Annotated in this window: 11 protein-coding genes and 1 pseudogene; 7 read left to right on the top strand and 5 right to left on the bottom strand. The window is 71.5% G+C overall.

The window, feature by feature from the left end; genetic code table 11:
* Position 1: 1 nt before the first annotated feature.
* Positions 2–325, top strand: coding sequence for a DUF3817 domain-containing protein (locus tag OHV05_RS22415; protein WP_405019245.1), 324 nt, complete (start codon positions 2–4; stop codon positions 323–325).
* Positions 326–395: 70 nt separating this feature from the next.
* Here the strand turns inward: OHV05_RS22415 and OHV05_RS22420 are convergent, their stop codons facing one another.
* Positions 396–2,048: a M4 family metallopeptidase gene (locus OHV05_RS22420; RefSeq protein ID WP_405019246.1), complete on the bottom strand. Its 1,653-nt coding sequence runs from the start codon at positions 2,046–2,048 to the stop codon at positions 396–398.
* A 97-nt stretch (positions 2,049–2,145) separates the two neighbouring features.
* Between OHV05_RS22420 and OHV05_RS22425 the strand changes: the two genes are divergently transcribed.
* Positions 2,146–2,364 carry a hypothetical protein gene (locus OHV05_RS22425; RefSeq protein ID WP_405019247.1) on the top strand — a complete coding sequence of 73 codons (219 nt, stop codon included), beginning with the start codon at positions 2,146–2,148 and terminating at the stop codon, positions 2,362–2,364.
* Between the two features lie 227 nt (positions 2,365–2,591).
* On the opposite strand, the gene OHV05_RS22430 is transcribed toward OHV05_RS22425, so the two are convergent.
* Positions 2,592–4,241, bottom strand: a complete 1,650-nt coding sequence (locus OHV05_RS22430; RefSeq protein ID WP_405019248.1) for a M4 family metallopeptidase — start codon at positions 4,239–4,241, stop codon at positions 2,592–2,594.
* Positions 4,242–4,755: 514 nt separating this feature from the next.
* Between OHV05_RS22430 and OHV05_RS22435 the strand changes: the two genes are divergently transcribed.
* The 3 genes from OHV05_RS22435 (at position 4,756) to OHV05_RS22445 (ending at position 7,518) form a co-directional block, all read left to right on the top strand.
* On the top strand, positions 4,756–5,262 hold the full coding sequence (locus tag OHV05_RS22435; RefSeq protein WP_403035078.1) for a MarR family winged helix-turn-helix transcriptional regulator: 507 nt from the start codon (positions 4,756–4,758) through the stop codon (positions 5,260–5,262).
* A gap of 67 nt (positions 5,263–5,329) precedes the next feature.
* The gene (locus tag OHV05_RS22440; RefSeq protein ID WP_403035080.1) at positions 5,330–5,662 is read left to right on the top strand and encodes a DUF3817 domain-containing protein; all 333 of its coding nucleotides are present in this window, start codon (positions 5,330–5,332) and stop codon (positions 5,660–5,662) included.
* Between the two features lie 170 nt (positions 5,663–5,832).
* Entirely contained in the window at positions 5,833–7,518 is a 1,686-nt protein-coding gene (locus OHV05_RS22445) for a methylmalonyl-CoA mutase (protein ID WP_403035083.1), read from the top strand.
* 304 nt (positions 7,519–7,822) lie between these two features.
* Here OHV05_RS22445 and OHV05_RS22450 read toward each other — a convergent pair.
* Both OHV05_RS22450 and OHV05_RS22455 read right to left on the bottom strand, forming a co-directional pair.
* A pseudogene (locus OHV05_RS22450) lies at positions 7,823–9,176 on the bottom strand (sensor histidine kinase).
* Positions 9,173–9,859 (bottom strand): response regulator transcription factor, encoded by a 687-nt coding sequence (locus OHV05_RS22455; RefSeq protein ID WP_405019249.1) that lies wholly within the window; start codon positions 9,857–9,859, stop codon positions 9,173–9,175. Before OHV05_RS22455 ends, OHV05_RS22450 begins: the two are co-directional and overlap by 4 nt.
* A gap of 65 nt (positions 9,860–9,924) precedes the next feature.
* Between OHV05_RS22455 and OHV05_RS22460 the strand changes: the two genes are divergently transcribed.
* Positions 9,925–11,070, top strand: a complete 1,146-nt coding sequence (locus OHV05_RS22460; RefSeq protein ID WP_405019250.1) for a UDP-N-acetylglucosamine--N-acetylmuramyl-(pentapeptide) pyrophosphoryl-undecaprenol N-acetylglucosamine transferase — start codon at positions 9,925–9,927, stop codon at positions 11,068–11,070.
* Positions 11,067–12,053, top strand: a complete 987-nt coding sequence (locus tag OHV05_RS22465; protein ID WP_405019251.1) for a GDP-mannose 4,6-dehydratase — start codon at positions 11,067–11,069, stop codon at positions 12,051–12,053. Before OHV05_RS22460 ends, OHV05_RS22465 begins: the two co-directional genes overlap by 4 nt.
* A 315-nt stretch (positions 12,054–12,368) precedes the next feature.
* On the opposite strand, the gene OHV05_RS22470 is transcribed toward OHV05_RS22465, so the two are convergent.
* Positions 12,369–13,040 carry a TetR/AcrR family transcriptional regulator gene (locus tag OHV05_RS22470; RefSeq protein WP_405019252.1) on the bottom strand — a complete coding sequence of 224 codons (672 nt, stop codon included), beginning with the start codon at positions 13,038–13,040 and terminating at the stop codon, positions 12,369–12,371.
* Positions 13,041–13,277 lie beyond the last annotated feature (237 nt).

The raw sequence follows: 13,277 nt of genomic DNA on the forward strand, positions 1-13,277 counted from the left end.
CGTGAAGAGCAGCGCCGTCCACCGTCTGCGCCTCGTGTCCGCCCCCGAGGGTCTGTCCTTCCTGCTGCTGCTGGTCTGCTCGGTGCTCAAGCGCACCACCGACTTCAACGCCGTGCCGGTGATGGGCATGGTGCACGGCGTCCTCTTCGTGCTCTACGTGGTCTTCCTCGCGCTGGCCTGGCAGAAGCAGCGCTGGGACGCCAAGCGCGGCGCGGTCCTGTTCGTGCTCTCGGTGCTGCCGTTCGGCGGCTTCGTGGCCGAGCGGATGCTGGCCAAGGAGGAGCGGGGCGAGTACCCGGCCGCCGGGCAGCCCGCCACCGCCTGACGCACCCGACACGAAAGCCCGGGCCTCCCCTCCGAGGGGCCCGGGCTTTCGCGTGTCAGGTGGCGGGGTGTCAGTTGACGTTGACCCCGGACCAGGCGGCCGCGACCGCCTTGTACTCGGCGCTGGTGGTGCCGCCGTAGAGGTCCGCCGCCGCCTTGAGGGTGCCGGTGCGGGCGCCCGCGTAGTTGGTGGTCGAGGTCCAGTACACGGTCAGCGCGCGGTACCAGATGGCCGCGGCCTTGTCCCGGCCGATGCCGGTCAGGGTCGAGCCGTTGGAGGTCGGGCTGTTGTAGCTGACGCCGTTGACGGTCTTGGCGCCGCTGCCCTCCGAGAGCAGGTAGAAGAAGTGGTTGGCCGGGCCCGAGGAGTAGTGCACGTCGAGCGAGCCGAGGGTGGAGGACCAGGAGTCCTTCGAGCCGCCGTCCTTGGAGGGCTTGTCCATGTAACGGAGCGGCGTGCCGTCCCCGTTGATGTTGATCAGCTCGCCGATCAGGTAGTCGCCCTTGTCGGCCGCGAGGTTCGCGGAGAACTCGACCATGGTGCCGAAGATGTCCGAGGTGGCCTCGTTGAGGCCGCCGGACTCGCCCGAGTAGTTCAGGCCGGCGGTGTTGGAGGTGACGCCGTGCGTCATCTCGTGGCCCGCCACGTCCAGCTCGGTCAGCGGGTGGGTGTTGGAGGCGCCGTCGCCGTACGTCATGCAGAAGCAGGAGTCGGACCAGAACGCGTTGACGTAGTTCCGGCCGTAGTGGACGCGGCTGTAGGCGCCGACACCGTCGTTGCGGATGCCGAGGCGGCCGAACGAGTTCTTGTAGTAGTCCCAGGTGGCCGCGCCGCCGAACTGGGCGTCCACGGCGGCGGACTGGGTGCTGGAGACCAGGCCGGTGCCCCAGACGTTGTCGGTGTCGGTCAGCAGGGTGCCGTTGCCGGACGTCTTGTTGGCCAGCGTGGTGGTGTACATGTTGCCCCGGCTGGGGTCCTTCAGCTGGTACGTGCTGCCCGAGGAGTTGGTGGTCAGCGGGACCGAGCCGACGAACACGCCCTTGCCGCTGCCGGTGGCGGCCGCCGCGAGGTACTGCTCGTGGGTGGAGAGCACCTCGCCGGTGGCGGCGTCGGTGACGAGCTTCTGGGCGCTGGGTATGCCGCTCTCGCGGACGCCCTCGACCACGGTCTCGTAGGCCAGGCGGGGGGTGCCGGTGGTGGCCCAGATCACCAGCTTCGGCGCGGAGGAGCCGGTGACCTCCTTGATCGGGCTCTCGTCCTCGTCGATGGTCACGCCGACGGTGGCCTGCACGGCGCCGGTGGCCTGCTTGGCGGCCTTCTCGGCGGGCACGGCCGGGGTCAGGCTGGGCAGCGCGAGCTGCGCCTCGGCGGCCTTGTCCACGGACTTGACCTTGCCGTTCGGCGCCAGGTGCGCGACCAGGTCGCCACCGACCACCGGCAGGCCGGCGTAGGTGCGCTCGAAGCGCAGGTGCTTGGCGCCGGAGGCGTCGATCACGGCGTCCTTGGCGACCAGCGCCTCGGAGGCGCCGAGGCCGGCGGCCTCGGCCACGGACGGGGCGTACGACTGGGCCAGCACCTTGAGTTCGGCGCGCTGCGGCACCGAGCCCTTGCTGCTCGCGGGAAGGGGGGCGGCCTGCGCCGCCGAACCGACGCCGACCTGGACGGCGGAGGCGAGGATCACAGTGGCCGAGAGGGCGGCGCCGACAGTCAGCTTTCGCTTCACGTGCGGGGTTCCTTCCGAAGTTCAACCGCGTGTGCGCGGTCGCATCTCACTCCGGGGCGCCATGGGTTGGTGCCGTCGGGGCGGAGCGGATGCTGACGTGCTGCTCCGTGCGGTCAAGCGGCATCGGCCGGATACGGGTGGGGCGGCCGGTGCCTACGGGGCTGGCCAGAAGCATGACAATGCACCTGATGAAATGACAGGTCTCGGCCGAGAATTGGCAAGCTCCCGCCAGCTCGGCACGCTGCGTGATGGCCTGATCGACTGCGTGGCATTACCGACGAATCGGGTCAATTCCGGCACCGGGGCGGAGTTTTGACGCGAACGGAACCTGAACAACCGTCGAAAATCGGTAACTGTCCAGACCAATACGAAGATTGCGGCCGTGTTTCGCCAGGTTGCTGTCCAGGTATGTACCAGAAAAGGTGCTGGCGGGACTTCGCCAGACCGCCCCCTTGATCGCCCGGCCGGGCACCTGGTAGCAACGCCGCGGCCGGGCCTCCCCGAGGGGGAGGCCCGGCCGCGGCGTACCGGTGGTACGGGGTGTCAGTTGACGTTGACCGCGGACCAGGCGGCCGCGACCGTCTTGTACTCGGTGCTGGCGGTGCCGCCGTACAGGTCGGACGCCGCCTTCAGGGTGGCGGTGCGGGCGGCCTTGTAGTTGGTGGTGGAGGTCATGTAGACGGTCAGCGCGCGGTACCAGATCGCGGCGGCCTTGGTGCGGCCGATGCCCACGATGGTCGAGCCGTTGGAGGTCGGGCTGTTGTAGCTGACGCCGTTGATGACCTTGGCGCCGCTGCCCTCCGCGAGCAGGAAGAAGAAGTGGTTCGCCACGCCGGACGAGTAGTGCACGTCCACGTTGCCGACCCCGGAGTACCAGGAGTCCTTGGACGCGCCGTCCTTGGAGGGCTTGTCCATGTAGCGGAGCGGCGTGCCGTTCCCGTTGATGTTGATCTTCTCGCCGATCAGGTAGTCACCCGGGTCGACCGACAGACCCGCGGACCACTCGACCATGGTGCCGAAGATGTCCGAGGTGGCCTCGTTGAGGCCGCCGGACTCGCCGGAGTAGACCAGGCCGGCCGTGTTGGCGGTGACACCGTGGGTCATCTCGTGCCCGGCCACGTCCAGCGCGGTCAGCGGGTGGGTGTTGGAGGCGCCGTCGCCGTACGTCATGCAGAAGCAGGAGTCGCTCCAGAACGCGTTGACGTAGTTGCTGCCGTAGTGCACCCGGCTGACCGCGCCGACGTTGTCGTTGCGGATGCCCAGGCGGTTGAAGCTGTTCTTGTAGTAGTCCCAGGTCGCCACCGCACCGTACTGGGCGTCCACGGCGGCCGACTGGACGTTGGTCGCCAGCCCGTTGCCCCAGACGTTGTCCGCGTCGGTGAACAGCGTGCCGTTGCCCGAGGTGCCGCCGGCCAGGCCGACGGTGCGGGTGTTGCCCCGGGTCGGGTCCTTCAACTCGTAGGTCGAACCGGTGTAGTTGGTGGTCAGGGTGACCGAACCCACGTGCACGCCCTTGCCGCTGCCGGTGGCGGCGGTCGCGAGGTACTGCTCGTGGCTGGCGAGCACCTCGCCGGTGGCGGCGTCGGTGACCAGGTTCTGCGCACTGGGGGCGCCGCTCTCCCGGACGCCCTCGACCACGGTCTGGTACGCCAGGCGCGGGGTGCCGGACTGGGCCCAGACCACCAGGACCGGGCTGCCGGTGCCGGTGATCGCCTTGAGCGGCGACTCGTCCTCGTCGATGGTCAGACCGACGGTGGCCTGCACGGCGCCGGTGGCCTGCTTGGCGGCCTTCTCGGCCGGCACGGCCGGGGTCAGGCTGGGCAGCGCGAGCTGCGCCTCGGTGGCCCGGTCGATCGAGCTGACCTTGCCGTTCGGCGCGAAGTGCGCGACCAGGTCGCCGCCCAGCACGGAGAGGCCGGCGTAGGTGCGCTCGAAGCGCAGGTGCTTGGCGCCGGAGGCGTCGATCACGGCGTCCTTGGCGACCAGCGCCTCCGCGCCGCCGAGACCGAGCGCCGTCGCCACGACGGGGGCGTACGACTGGGCCAGCGCCTTGAGTTCGGCGCGCTGGAAGGTGGAGCCCTTGCTGCTCACCGGGGTCGGTGCGGCCTGGGCGGTCCCGGCGCCGATCTGGACGGCGCTGGCGAGGATCACCGTGGCGGAGAGTGCGGCTCCGACTGTCAGCTTTCGCTTCACGTACGGGTTCCTTCCGGGAATCAACCGCGTGTGCGCGGTCGCACCTCACTCCGGGGCGCCATGGGTTGGCGCCTGCGGGGCGGAGCGGATGCTGACGTGCTGCTCCGTGCGGTCAAGCGGCATCGGCCGGATGTGGGTGGGGCGGCCGGTGTCGTGACGGGGCTGGCCAGAAGCATGACAATCCACCTGATGAAATGACAGGTCTCGGACCAGAGTTGGCCAGCTCCCGCCACCGGGTCCGGTACGGGGGATGGCCGGATCCCCCCGTCCGACGAAGTCGGACATTCCCCCCGGAATCGGTGCGTCCTGGCGGGCTCCGCCGGGCCACGATTCGCCCCGACGGTCGAGAATCGGCAACTCCCTTGATCTACAAGGCAGTTGTCGAACCGGAAGGTAACCTCACCGTTCCGTCGGTCCCCGTGCCGCGCCCTGGCGGGACCTCGCCAGGGCGTCCTCTTGTCCGCCGTCCTGGACACCTGCTACCCGCCGGAGGAGCCGCCGGTACGGTGGAGGGGTGGCCAAGCCCCTCGCTCTCGAATTCGACCCGATCGCCCGCGCCGACGAACTCTGGACCAGCCGCTGGGGCGGCGTTCCCTCGATGTCGGCCATCACCTCGGTGATGCGCGCCCATCAGATCCTGCTCGGCCGGGTGGACGCCGTGGTCAAGCCGTACGGGCTGACCTTCGCCCGGTACGAGGCCCTGGTGCTGCTCACCTTCAGCCGGACCGGCGAGCTCTCGCTCTCCAAGGTCGGCGAGCGCCTGATGGTGCACCCGACCAGCGTCACCAACACCGTCGACCGGTTGGAGCGGGCCGGCCTGGTGGCCCGCCGCCCCAACCCGCTGGACGGCCGCGGCGTGCTGGCGGCCATCACCGACCGGGGCCGGGAGGTGGTCGAGCAGGCCACCCGGGACCTGATGGCGATGGACTTCGGCCTGGAGGGGTACGACGAGGAGCAGTGCCGGCAGATCTTCGACGTGCTGCGGCCGCTCCGGGTGGCGGCGGGCGACTTCCGGCAGTGACCGCCGGGGCGACCGCGTCGGCGACCCGTGCGCGGGACGCCCGGTAAGGGCGGTTACCCTCGATGCCATGAAGCAGAGTGTGCTGACCCGCTACCGGGTCCTGGCGTATGTGACGGGTGTCCTGCTGGTCCTGCTGGTCCTGGGCATGATCGGCAAGTACGCGCTGGACCTGTCGGGAGCGCCCGCGTTCACCACCGCGGTCGGCATCGCGCACGGCTGGCTGTACGTGCTCTACCTGGTGTTCGCCTTCGACCTCGGCACCAAGGCGAAGTGGCCGATGCGCAAGCTGGCCTGGGTGCTGCTGGCCGGCACCGTGCCGACCGCCGCGTTCTTCGTCGAGCGCCGGGTCTCCCGCGAGGTGGCCCCGCTGATCGTCGACGCGGAGCCGGTCCGGGCCTGACCCGCCGTCACGCCACGAGAGGCGCCTCTCCCCGACACGGGAGGGGCGCCTCTCCGTCGTTCGGCGGCCATCGACAGATACTAGGACGTCCGAGTAAATTGATAGGACATCCAAGTAACTGGTCCCGCACCCACAAGGCAGCGGCCGCAACGGAGTGGAGTCGGAGTCTGATGGACGCCGAGGAGATCGACGCAGGTCGGGCCCGCTGGCAGCAGCGGTACGACAAGGCTCGCAAGCGCGAGGCCGACTTCACCACCCTGAGCGGCGACCAGGTGGAGCCGGTCTACGGCCCGCCCGCCGGGCAGCCGTACGAGGGCTTCGAGCGGATCGGCTGGCCGGGGGAGTACCCCTACACCCGCGGTCTGCACGCCACCGGCTACCGGGGGCGGACGTGGACGATCCGCCAGTTCGCCGGCTTCGGCAACGCCGAGCAGACCAACGAGCGCTACCGGATGATCCTGGACTCCGGCGGCGGCGGCCTCTCGGTCGCCTTCGACATGCCGACCCTGATGGGCTACGACTCCGACGACGCCAAGTCGCTCGGCGAGGTCGGCCACTGCGGGGTGGCGATCGACTCCGCCGCCGACATGGAGGTGCTGTTCCACGGCATCCCGCTCGGCGAGGTGACCACCTCGATGACGATCAGCGGCCCGGCCGTGCCGGTCTTCTGCATGTACCTGGTGGCCGCCGAGCGCCAGGGCGTCGACCCGGCGGTGCTCAACGGCACGCTGCAGACCGACATCTTCAAGGAGTACATCGCGCAGAAGGAGTGGCTGTTCGCCCCCGAGCCGCACCTGCGCCTGATCGGCGACCTGATGGAGTACTGCGCCACGGGCATCCCCGACTACAAGCCGCTCTCGGTCTCCGGCTACCACATCAGGGAGGCCGGGGCCACGGCCGCACAGGAGCTCGCCTACACCCTGGCGGACGGCTTCGGGTACGTCGAGCTCGGTCTCTCGCGCGGTCTGGACGTCGACGTCTTCGCCCCCGGGCTGTCCTTCTTCTTCGACGCGCACCTGGACTTCTTCGAGGAGATCGCCAAGTTCCGCGCCGCGCGCCGGATCTGGGCCCGCTGGATGCGCGAGCGGTACGGCGCGAAGACCGACAAGGCGCAGTGGCTGCGGTTCCACACCCAGACGGCGGGCGTCTCGCTGACGGCCCAGCAGCCGTACAACAACGTGGTGCGGACGGCCGTCGAGGCGCTGTCGGCGGTGCTCGGCGGCACCCAGTCGCTGCACACCAACGCACTGGACGAGACCCTCGCGCTGCCCTCCGAGCAGGCGGCGGAGATCGCGCTGCGCACCCAGCAGGTGCTGATGGAGGAGACCGGCGTCGCCAACGTGGCCGACCCGCTGGGCGGTTCCTGGTACGTCGAGGCGCTCACCGACCGGATCGAGCAGCAGGCCGAGGCGATCTTCCAGCGCATCCTGGACAAGGCGACGGCGGACCACCCGATCGGGCCGATGACCTCCGGCATCCTGCGCGGGATCGAGGAGGGCTGGTTCACCGGGGAGATCGCGGAGGCCGCCTTCGTCTATCAACAGGGTGTGGAGAAGGGCGAGAAGCGCGTGGTCGGCGTCAACTGCCACCCGCGCAGCGTCACTCCCGAGCTGGAGATCCTCCGGGTCAGCCACGAGGTCGAGCGCGAGCAGGTCCGGACGCTGGCCGCCCGGAAGGCCGCCCGGGACGACGCGGCGGTGCAGGCCGCTCTCGCGGAGCTGCTCGCGGCGGCCCGCTCCGGGGCGAACATGATCCCCCCGATGCTCACCGCCATCCGCGCGGAGGCCACCCTCGGGGAGATCTGCAACGCCCTCCGCGACGAGTGGGGCATCTACCGCGAGACCGCGATGTTCTAGGCATCCACCCGCACTGTCCAGGGGCTCGGGGCTCTGCTGATGTGCGGCTCCGCCGCGTGGGCGACGCCGACCTTTTGGCAGATGGTGCACCCTCAGAGGCTCGGGGCTCTGCTGTTGTGCGGCTCCGCCGCGTGGGCGACGCCGGCCTCGGAAAGGGTGATCGTTGCGTAGGTGGTCAGGCACTTTCGCAGTGATCCGAACGCCGGATCTCCTCGCCCACGCGGCGGAGCCGCACATCAGCACAGCCCCGAGCCCCTGGGTGGTCGACGGTTGAGCACCTGCCAAAGGTCGCAGCCGCGGGCCGCTACCGTCCGAAGGTGAGCCGGAACAGGGCGCCGCCGCCCGGGGCGGCTTCCGCCGTGAGGGTGGTCCCGTGGGCGCGGGCGATCTGGTGGGCCATGGCGAGGCCGAGGCCGGAGCCCGGGAGGGCGCGGGCGGCGGAGGCGCGGTAGAAGCGGTCGAAGACGTGCGGCAGGTCTTCCGGGGCGATGCCCGGGCCGTGGTCGCGGACGGTCAACTCGTGGGTGGTGACGGCGATTTCGACGGTTCCGCCCGGGGGGGCTGAACTTGGCCGCGTTGTCGAGCAGGTTGCCCACCAGCCGGGCCAGCCGGGCCGGGACACCGGCCAGGACGACCTCGGTGGCGGTGAGTTCGAACCGGATGCCGGGCCAGTGCCCGCGTGCGGTGTCCACGCAGTGGGCCACCAGCGGCCCGAGCCGGACGGTCTCGACCAGGGCCCGGGGCTCCTCGTCCCGGGCCAGTTCGATCAGGTCGTTCACCATGCCGGTCACCGCGCGCAGCTGCCGTTGCAGGCCCGCGGTCGCCCTGGCCCGTTGCTCCGGCGTCAACTGCTCGACCCGGCCGAGGAGTTCCGCGTTGGTGCGGAGCGCGGTCAACGGGGTCCGCAGTTCGTGCGAGGCGTCGGCGACCAGCCGGCGCCTCGCCGTGACGGACTGCTCCAGCTCGCCGAGCATGGTGTTGAAGGCCCCGGCCAGCCGGGTCACCTCGTCCTCGCCCCGGCCCTGCGGCAGTTCGATCCGGACGGTGGCGTCCCGGGTGGCGGCGATCCGCTCGGCGGTCGCGGTCAGCCGGGCCACCGGGGCCAGGCCGGTCCGGGCCACCGCGTAGCCGAGTCCGCCGGCCAGCAGGATGCCCGCGCCCGCCACCACCGCCATCAGCTCACCGGCCTGCCGGACGCCCTGCTGCACGGTGTCGGACCGCAGCGCGACCTGGACGGCCTGCCCGGGGCCGAACCGGGTGGTGAGCATCCGGGCCGGGTGGCCGCTCACGGTGATGTCGGACCAGTAGGCGGTCCGTTGTCCGACCGCGACCTGCCGGGTGGCCGGGGTGACCGGCAGCAGGTAGGCGGTGGCCGGGTCGTCGGCGGACCTGGCGGGGACGATCTGGGTGCAGGCCGGGGCGGCCAGGTAGCCGCACTCTCCGTAGACGGTCTGCGGGCCCTGGCCCCGGTACTGCTGCTGGACCAGGGTGGCGTGCTGGGTGAGCGTCAGGTCCAGTTGGTGGACCAGCTCGTAGCGGACGATCGAGAAGGCGGCGGCGCAGACCCCGAGGGTGACCAGGGCGACGGCGGCCGAGGTGGCCAGCGCCAGCCGGGTCCGCAGCGGTCGACGGCGGCGCCAGCGGGCGTGTGCGCTCATACGGTGTCCAGCCGGTAGCCGACGCCGTGCACGGTGTGCACCAGTCGCGCTCCGCCGCCCGACTCCAGCTTGCGACGCAGGTAACCGATGTACACCGCGAGCGAGTTGGAGTCCGGTCCGAAGTCGGCGCCCCAGACCTGCTCCATGATCGTCTCACGTGGCAGCACCTGCCCCGGGTGCAGCAGCAGCAACTCCAGCAGGGCGAACTCGGTCCGGCTGAACTCCACCGCCCGGCCCGCCCGGTGGCCGGTCCGGCTGACCGGATCGACCGTCAGGTCGGCGAAGGCGTAGGCGCCTTCGGGCTCGGCCGGCGCGGCCCGGCGGAGCAGCGCGCGCAGCCGGGCGGTCAGCTCGTCCAGGGCGAACGGCTTGACCAGGTAGTCGTCGGCGCCCGCGTCCAGGCCGTCCACCCGGTCGCTGACCGAGTCCCGGGCGGTCAGCACCAGGATCGGGGTGCGGTCGCCGAGGGCCCGCAACCGGCGGCAGACCGCCAACCCGTCGAGCACGGGCATCATCACGTCCAGCACCAGGGCGTCCGGCTGCCAGGCCGTCAGTTCGGCCAGCCCGGCCAGTCCGTCGGGTGCGCCGCGGACCGCGTAGCCGGCCACCGCGAGCCCGTCCTCGACAGCGGCGCGGACCTCCGGATCGTCGTCCACCACCAGGACCTTCTGCGGGCTGCTCATGCGGACAAGCATCGCAAACAGGGCTATTAGAACTCTCTTACCCCGGCTCGTCAGGATCCGGTGTCATGACAGAACAGAGCTTGTCGGTGGTGATAGGCGCGGGCGGCACGGGTGGTCACATCTACCCGGGACTCGCGCTGGCCGAGGCGTTGCGGCGGGCCGATCCGGGGGCGGAGATCTCCTTCGTCGGCACCGAACGCGGCCTGGAGACCGAGCTGATCCCGGCCGCCGGGTACCGGCTGCACACCGTGGACATGATCCCGTTCGACGCCTCGCTCGGTCTGCGCCGCTACCTGCTCCCCGCCGCGCTGCTGAAGTCCGGCGTGCAGTGCCGGGAGATCCTGCGGACGCAGCGGGCCCAGGTCGCGGTCGGGATGGGCGGCTACCCGAGCGCCCCGGTGATCGTCGGCGCGCGGCTGGCCGGGCTGCCCAGCGTGGTGCACGAGTCCAACGCCGTGCCGGGCCGGGCCAACCGGTTCGCCGCCCGGCTCACCCCGCACCTGGCGCTGGCCTTCGACCGGACCAGGGACCACCTGCCGTCGGGGGCGGACGCCGAGACGGTCGGCATGCCCCTGGTCGGCGCGGTGGCCGGGTTGGACCGGCCGGCGCTCCGGGCCGAGGCCCGGGCCCGGCTCGGGGTGCCACCGGGTGCGCGGCTGCTGCTCTTCAACGGCGGCAGCCTCGGCGCGGCCAGGCTCACCGAGGCGGCCCTCGGGCTGGCCGAGCGCTGGCGGGCCAGGTCGGACGTCCGACTGCTCGTCAAGACCGGTCCGGCCGCGCTCGGCGCGGTGCGCGAACGGCTCGGCGCCAACCCGGTGGCCGTGGCCGTCCCCTACCTGGACCGGATGGATCTCGCCTACGCCGCCGCCGACCTGGTGGTCTGCCGGGCCGGCTCGGCCACCGTGGCGGAGCTGGCCAGCGTCGGCGTACCGGCCGTGCTGGTGCCGTACCCGTACGCGCCGCACGACCACCAGACCCACAACGCCCGGGTGCTCACCGACGCCGGGGCAGGGCTGCTGCTGCCGGACGCCGAGTGCACCGCCGACCGGTTGGCCGCGCTGGTCGAACCGCTGTTGGCGGACCCGGTGCGGCTGGCCGTGATGGCCGGGGCCGCCGACCCGGGGACGCACGCCGAGGCGGCGGACCTGCTGGCGGCCAAGGTGCTGCGGACCGTCCGCGGGCACCGGAACGAGACGAGGAGTGCGGCATGAACGACTGGACCGGAAAGCGCGTGCTGGTCACCGGCGGGGAGGGCTTCATCGGCTCGACCCTGGTGGACCTGCTGGTGGGGCGCGGTGCCGAGGTGCGCGCCCTGGTGCACTACAAGCCGTACGCCGAGCGCGGCTACCTGGCGCCGTACCTGCGGAGCGGCCAGGTCGAGATGCTCGCGGGCGACGTCCGGGACGCGGGCTGGGTGCAGGACGCGGTGGCCGGCAGCGACACGGTCTTCCACCTGGCCGCGCTGATCGGCATCCCGTACAGCTACCAGTCGCCCGAGGCGTACGTGCAGACCAACGTGGTCGGCACCCAGAACGTCGCGGCGGCCTGCCTGCGGCACGGCGCCCGGCTGGTGCACACCTCCACCAGCGAGGTCTACGGCACCGCGATCACCGCACCGATCACCGAGCAGCACCCGCTGCAGCCGCAGTCGCCGTACTCGGCCTCGAAGATCGGCGCCGACATGGCAGCGCTCTCCTACTGGCACGCCTTCGAGCTGCCGGTCTCGGTGGTCCGCCCGTTCAACACCTACGGCCCCCGGCAGTCGGCGCGCGCGGTGATCCCCGCGATCCTGGCCCAACTGCACTCCGGCGCCCGGCAGATCAAGCTCGGCTCGCTCACCCCGACCCGGGACTTCACCTACGTCACCGACACCGCCGAGGGCTTCCTGGCCGCCGCGGTGGCCGACCGGGCGGTCGGCCAGGTGCTCAACCTGGGCACCGGCACCGAGATCGCCATCGGAGACCTGGCCGGTCGGCTGATCGCCGCCTCCGGCCGGGATGCCGAGGTGGTGGTCGACCCGTCCCGGCTGCGGCCCGGCGGCAGCGAGGTGGAGCGGTTGCTCTCCGACAACACCAGGGCCCGCGAACTGACCGGCTGGCAACCCCGGATGGCCTTGGCCGAGGGCCTGCACCACACCTCGGACTGGGTCGCCGCGAACCTGGACGCCTTCGCCCCGGACCGCTACCAGGTCTGAGGGCACCCGCCGGGGGCTCGGGGCTCTGCTGATGTGCGGCTCCGCCGCGTGGGCGACGCCGACCTTTTTGGCAGGTGTTCAGCCCGCTACGGAGTCAGGGGCTGGGGGCCCTGCTGATGTGCGGCTCCGCCGCGTGGGCGACGCCGGCCTCGGAAAAGGTGATCGTCGCGTAGGTGGTCAGGCACTTTCGCAGTGACCCCGGCGCCAGATCTCCTCGCCCACGCGGCGGAGCCGCACGTCAGCAGAGCCCCGAGCCCCTGGACAGTGCAACCTGAGCGCCTGCCTACAGCGCAGCCTCAAGCCCCTGGGTAGGTGTCAGGACTCGCCGAGGGCGGCCGAGAGGCCCGGGAGGGGGCTGAGGAGGAGGGTGGTGAAGCGGTGGATCCACTCCGGGGTGCAGGGTTCGCCGCTCACCAGCATCCGGTGCTCGACGGTGCCGGCGATGGTGTCGAAGATGATCGAGATCTCCTCACCGGCCGTCACCTCGTCCCGGTCCGGACCGAGTTCGCCTCGGCGCTGAGCGTTCGCCCGCCCCTGCTGCACCAGGTGCTTCTGCGGGTCGACGATCCGCTCCCTGATCCGCTGCCGGAGCAGCGGGTCCCGGGTGCCCTCGGCGAACAGCGCGAGCAGGGCGGCCTGGGTCTCCGGGCGGGCCAGCAGCTCGGCGAAGCGGAACACCACGGCCTCGATGTCGGCCCGCAGGCTGCCCAGGTCGGCGACCTCCAGGTCGTCGAACAGGCTGGCCACCGCGTCGACCACGAGTTCGTTCTTGGACGGCCAGCGGCGGTAGAGGGTGGTCTTGGCGACCCCGGCCCGGATCGCGACGTGGCCCATGGTCAGTCCGCCCCAGCCGAGTTCGGCCAGTGCGGCGCGGGTGGCGTCCAGGATCGCGAGGTCGGCGGCGGCGCTGCGGGGCCGTCCCTTGCCGCGTGCGGGGGCGGGTGCGGCGGGGTCGGGGGCGGTGGGCTGCCGGGTGGTGGGGGCCACCGAGCCTCCTTGCGGTTTACCTGCGAGTAACTTGAGCTGCACACGGTAGCGACATATCGGCCGTAGCGGGACCCGGGAGGTCCCCGAAAGTGGGGCAGCTCACGTACCCGGTTGCCCGGAGGGGCTTGCGGCACCGGCCCCGGGTGCAGATACGCTACGACTCGTAGCGAATAGAGCGACAACCACGCGCCGATCCGGGGATCGGGTGGGCGCGGGGCGCGGATGGGGATCCGCGCC

The organism is Kitasatospora sp. NBC_00070 (assembly GCF_045041205.1).
GTDB lineage: Bacteria > Actinomycetota > Actinomycetes > Streptomycetales > Streptomycetaceae > Kitasatospora.

Coding starts and splice junctions, on each gene's coding strand:
- OHV05_RS22440 (WP_403035080.1), top strand. CDS start 5,330: ATGAAGCAGAGTGTGCTGACCCGCTACCGGGTCCTGGCGTATGTGACG.
- OHV05_RS22445 (WP_403035083.1), top strand. CDS start 5,833: ATGGACGCCGAGGAGATCGACGCAGGTCGGGCCCGCTGGCAGCAGCGG.
- OHV05_RS22455 (WP_405019249.1), bottom strand. CDS start 9,859: ATGAGCAGCCCGCAGAAGGTCCTGGTGGTGGACGACGATCCGGAGGTC.
- OHV05_RS22460 (WP_405019250.1), top strand. CDS start 9,925: ATGACAGAACAGAGCTTGTCGGTGGTGATAGGCGCGGGCGGCACGGGT.
- OHV05_RS22465 (WP_405019251.1), top strand. CDS start 11,067: ATGAACGACTGGACCGGAAAGCGCGTGCTGGTCACCGGCGGGGAGGGC.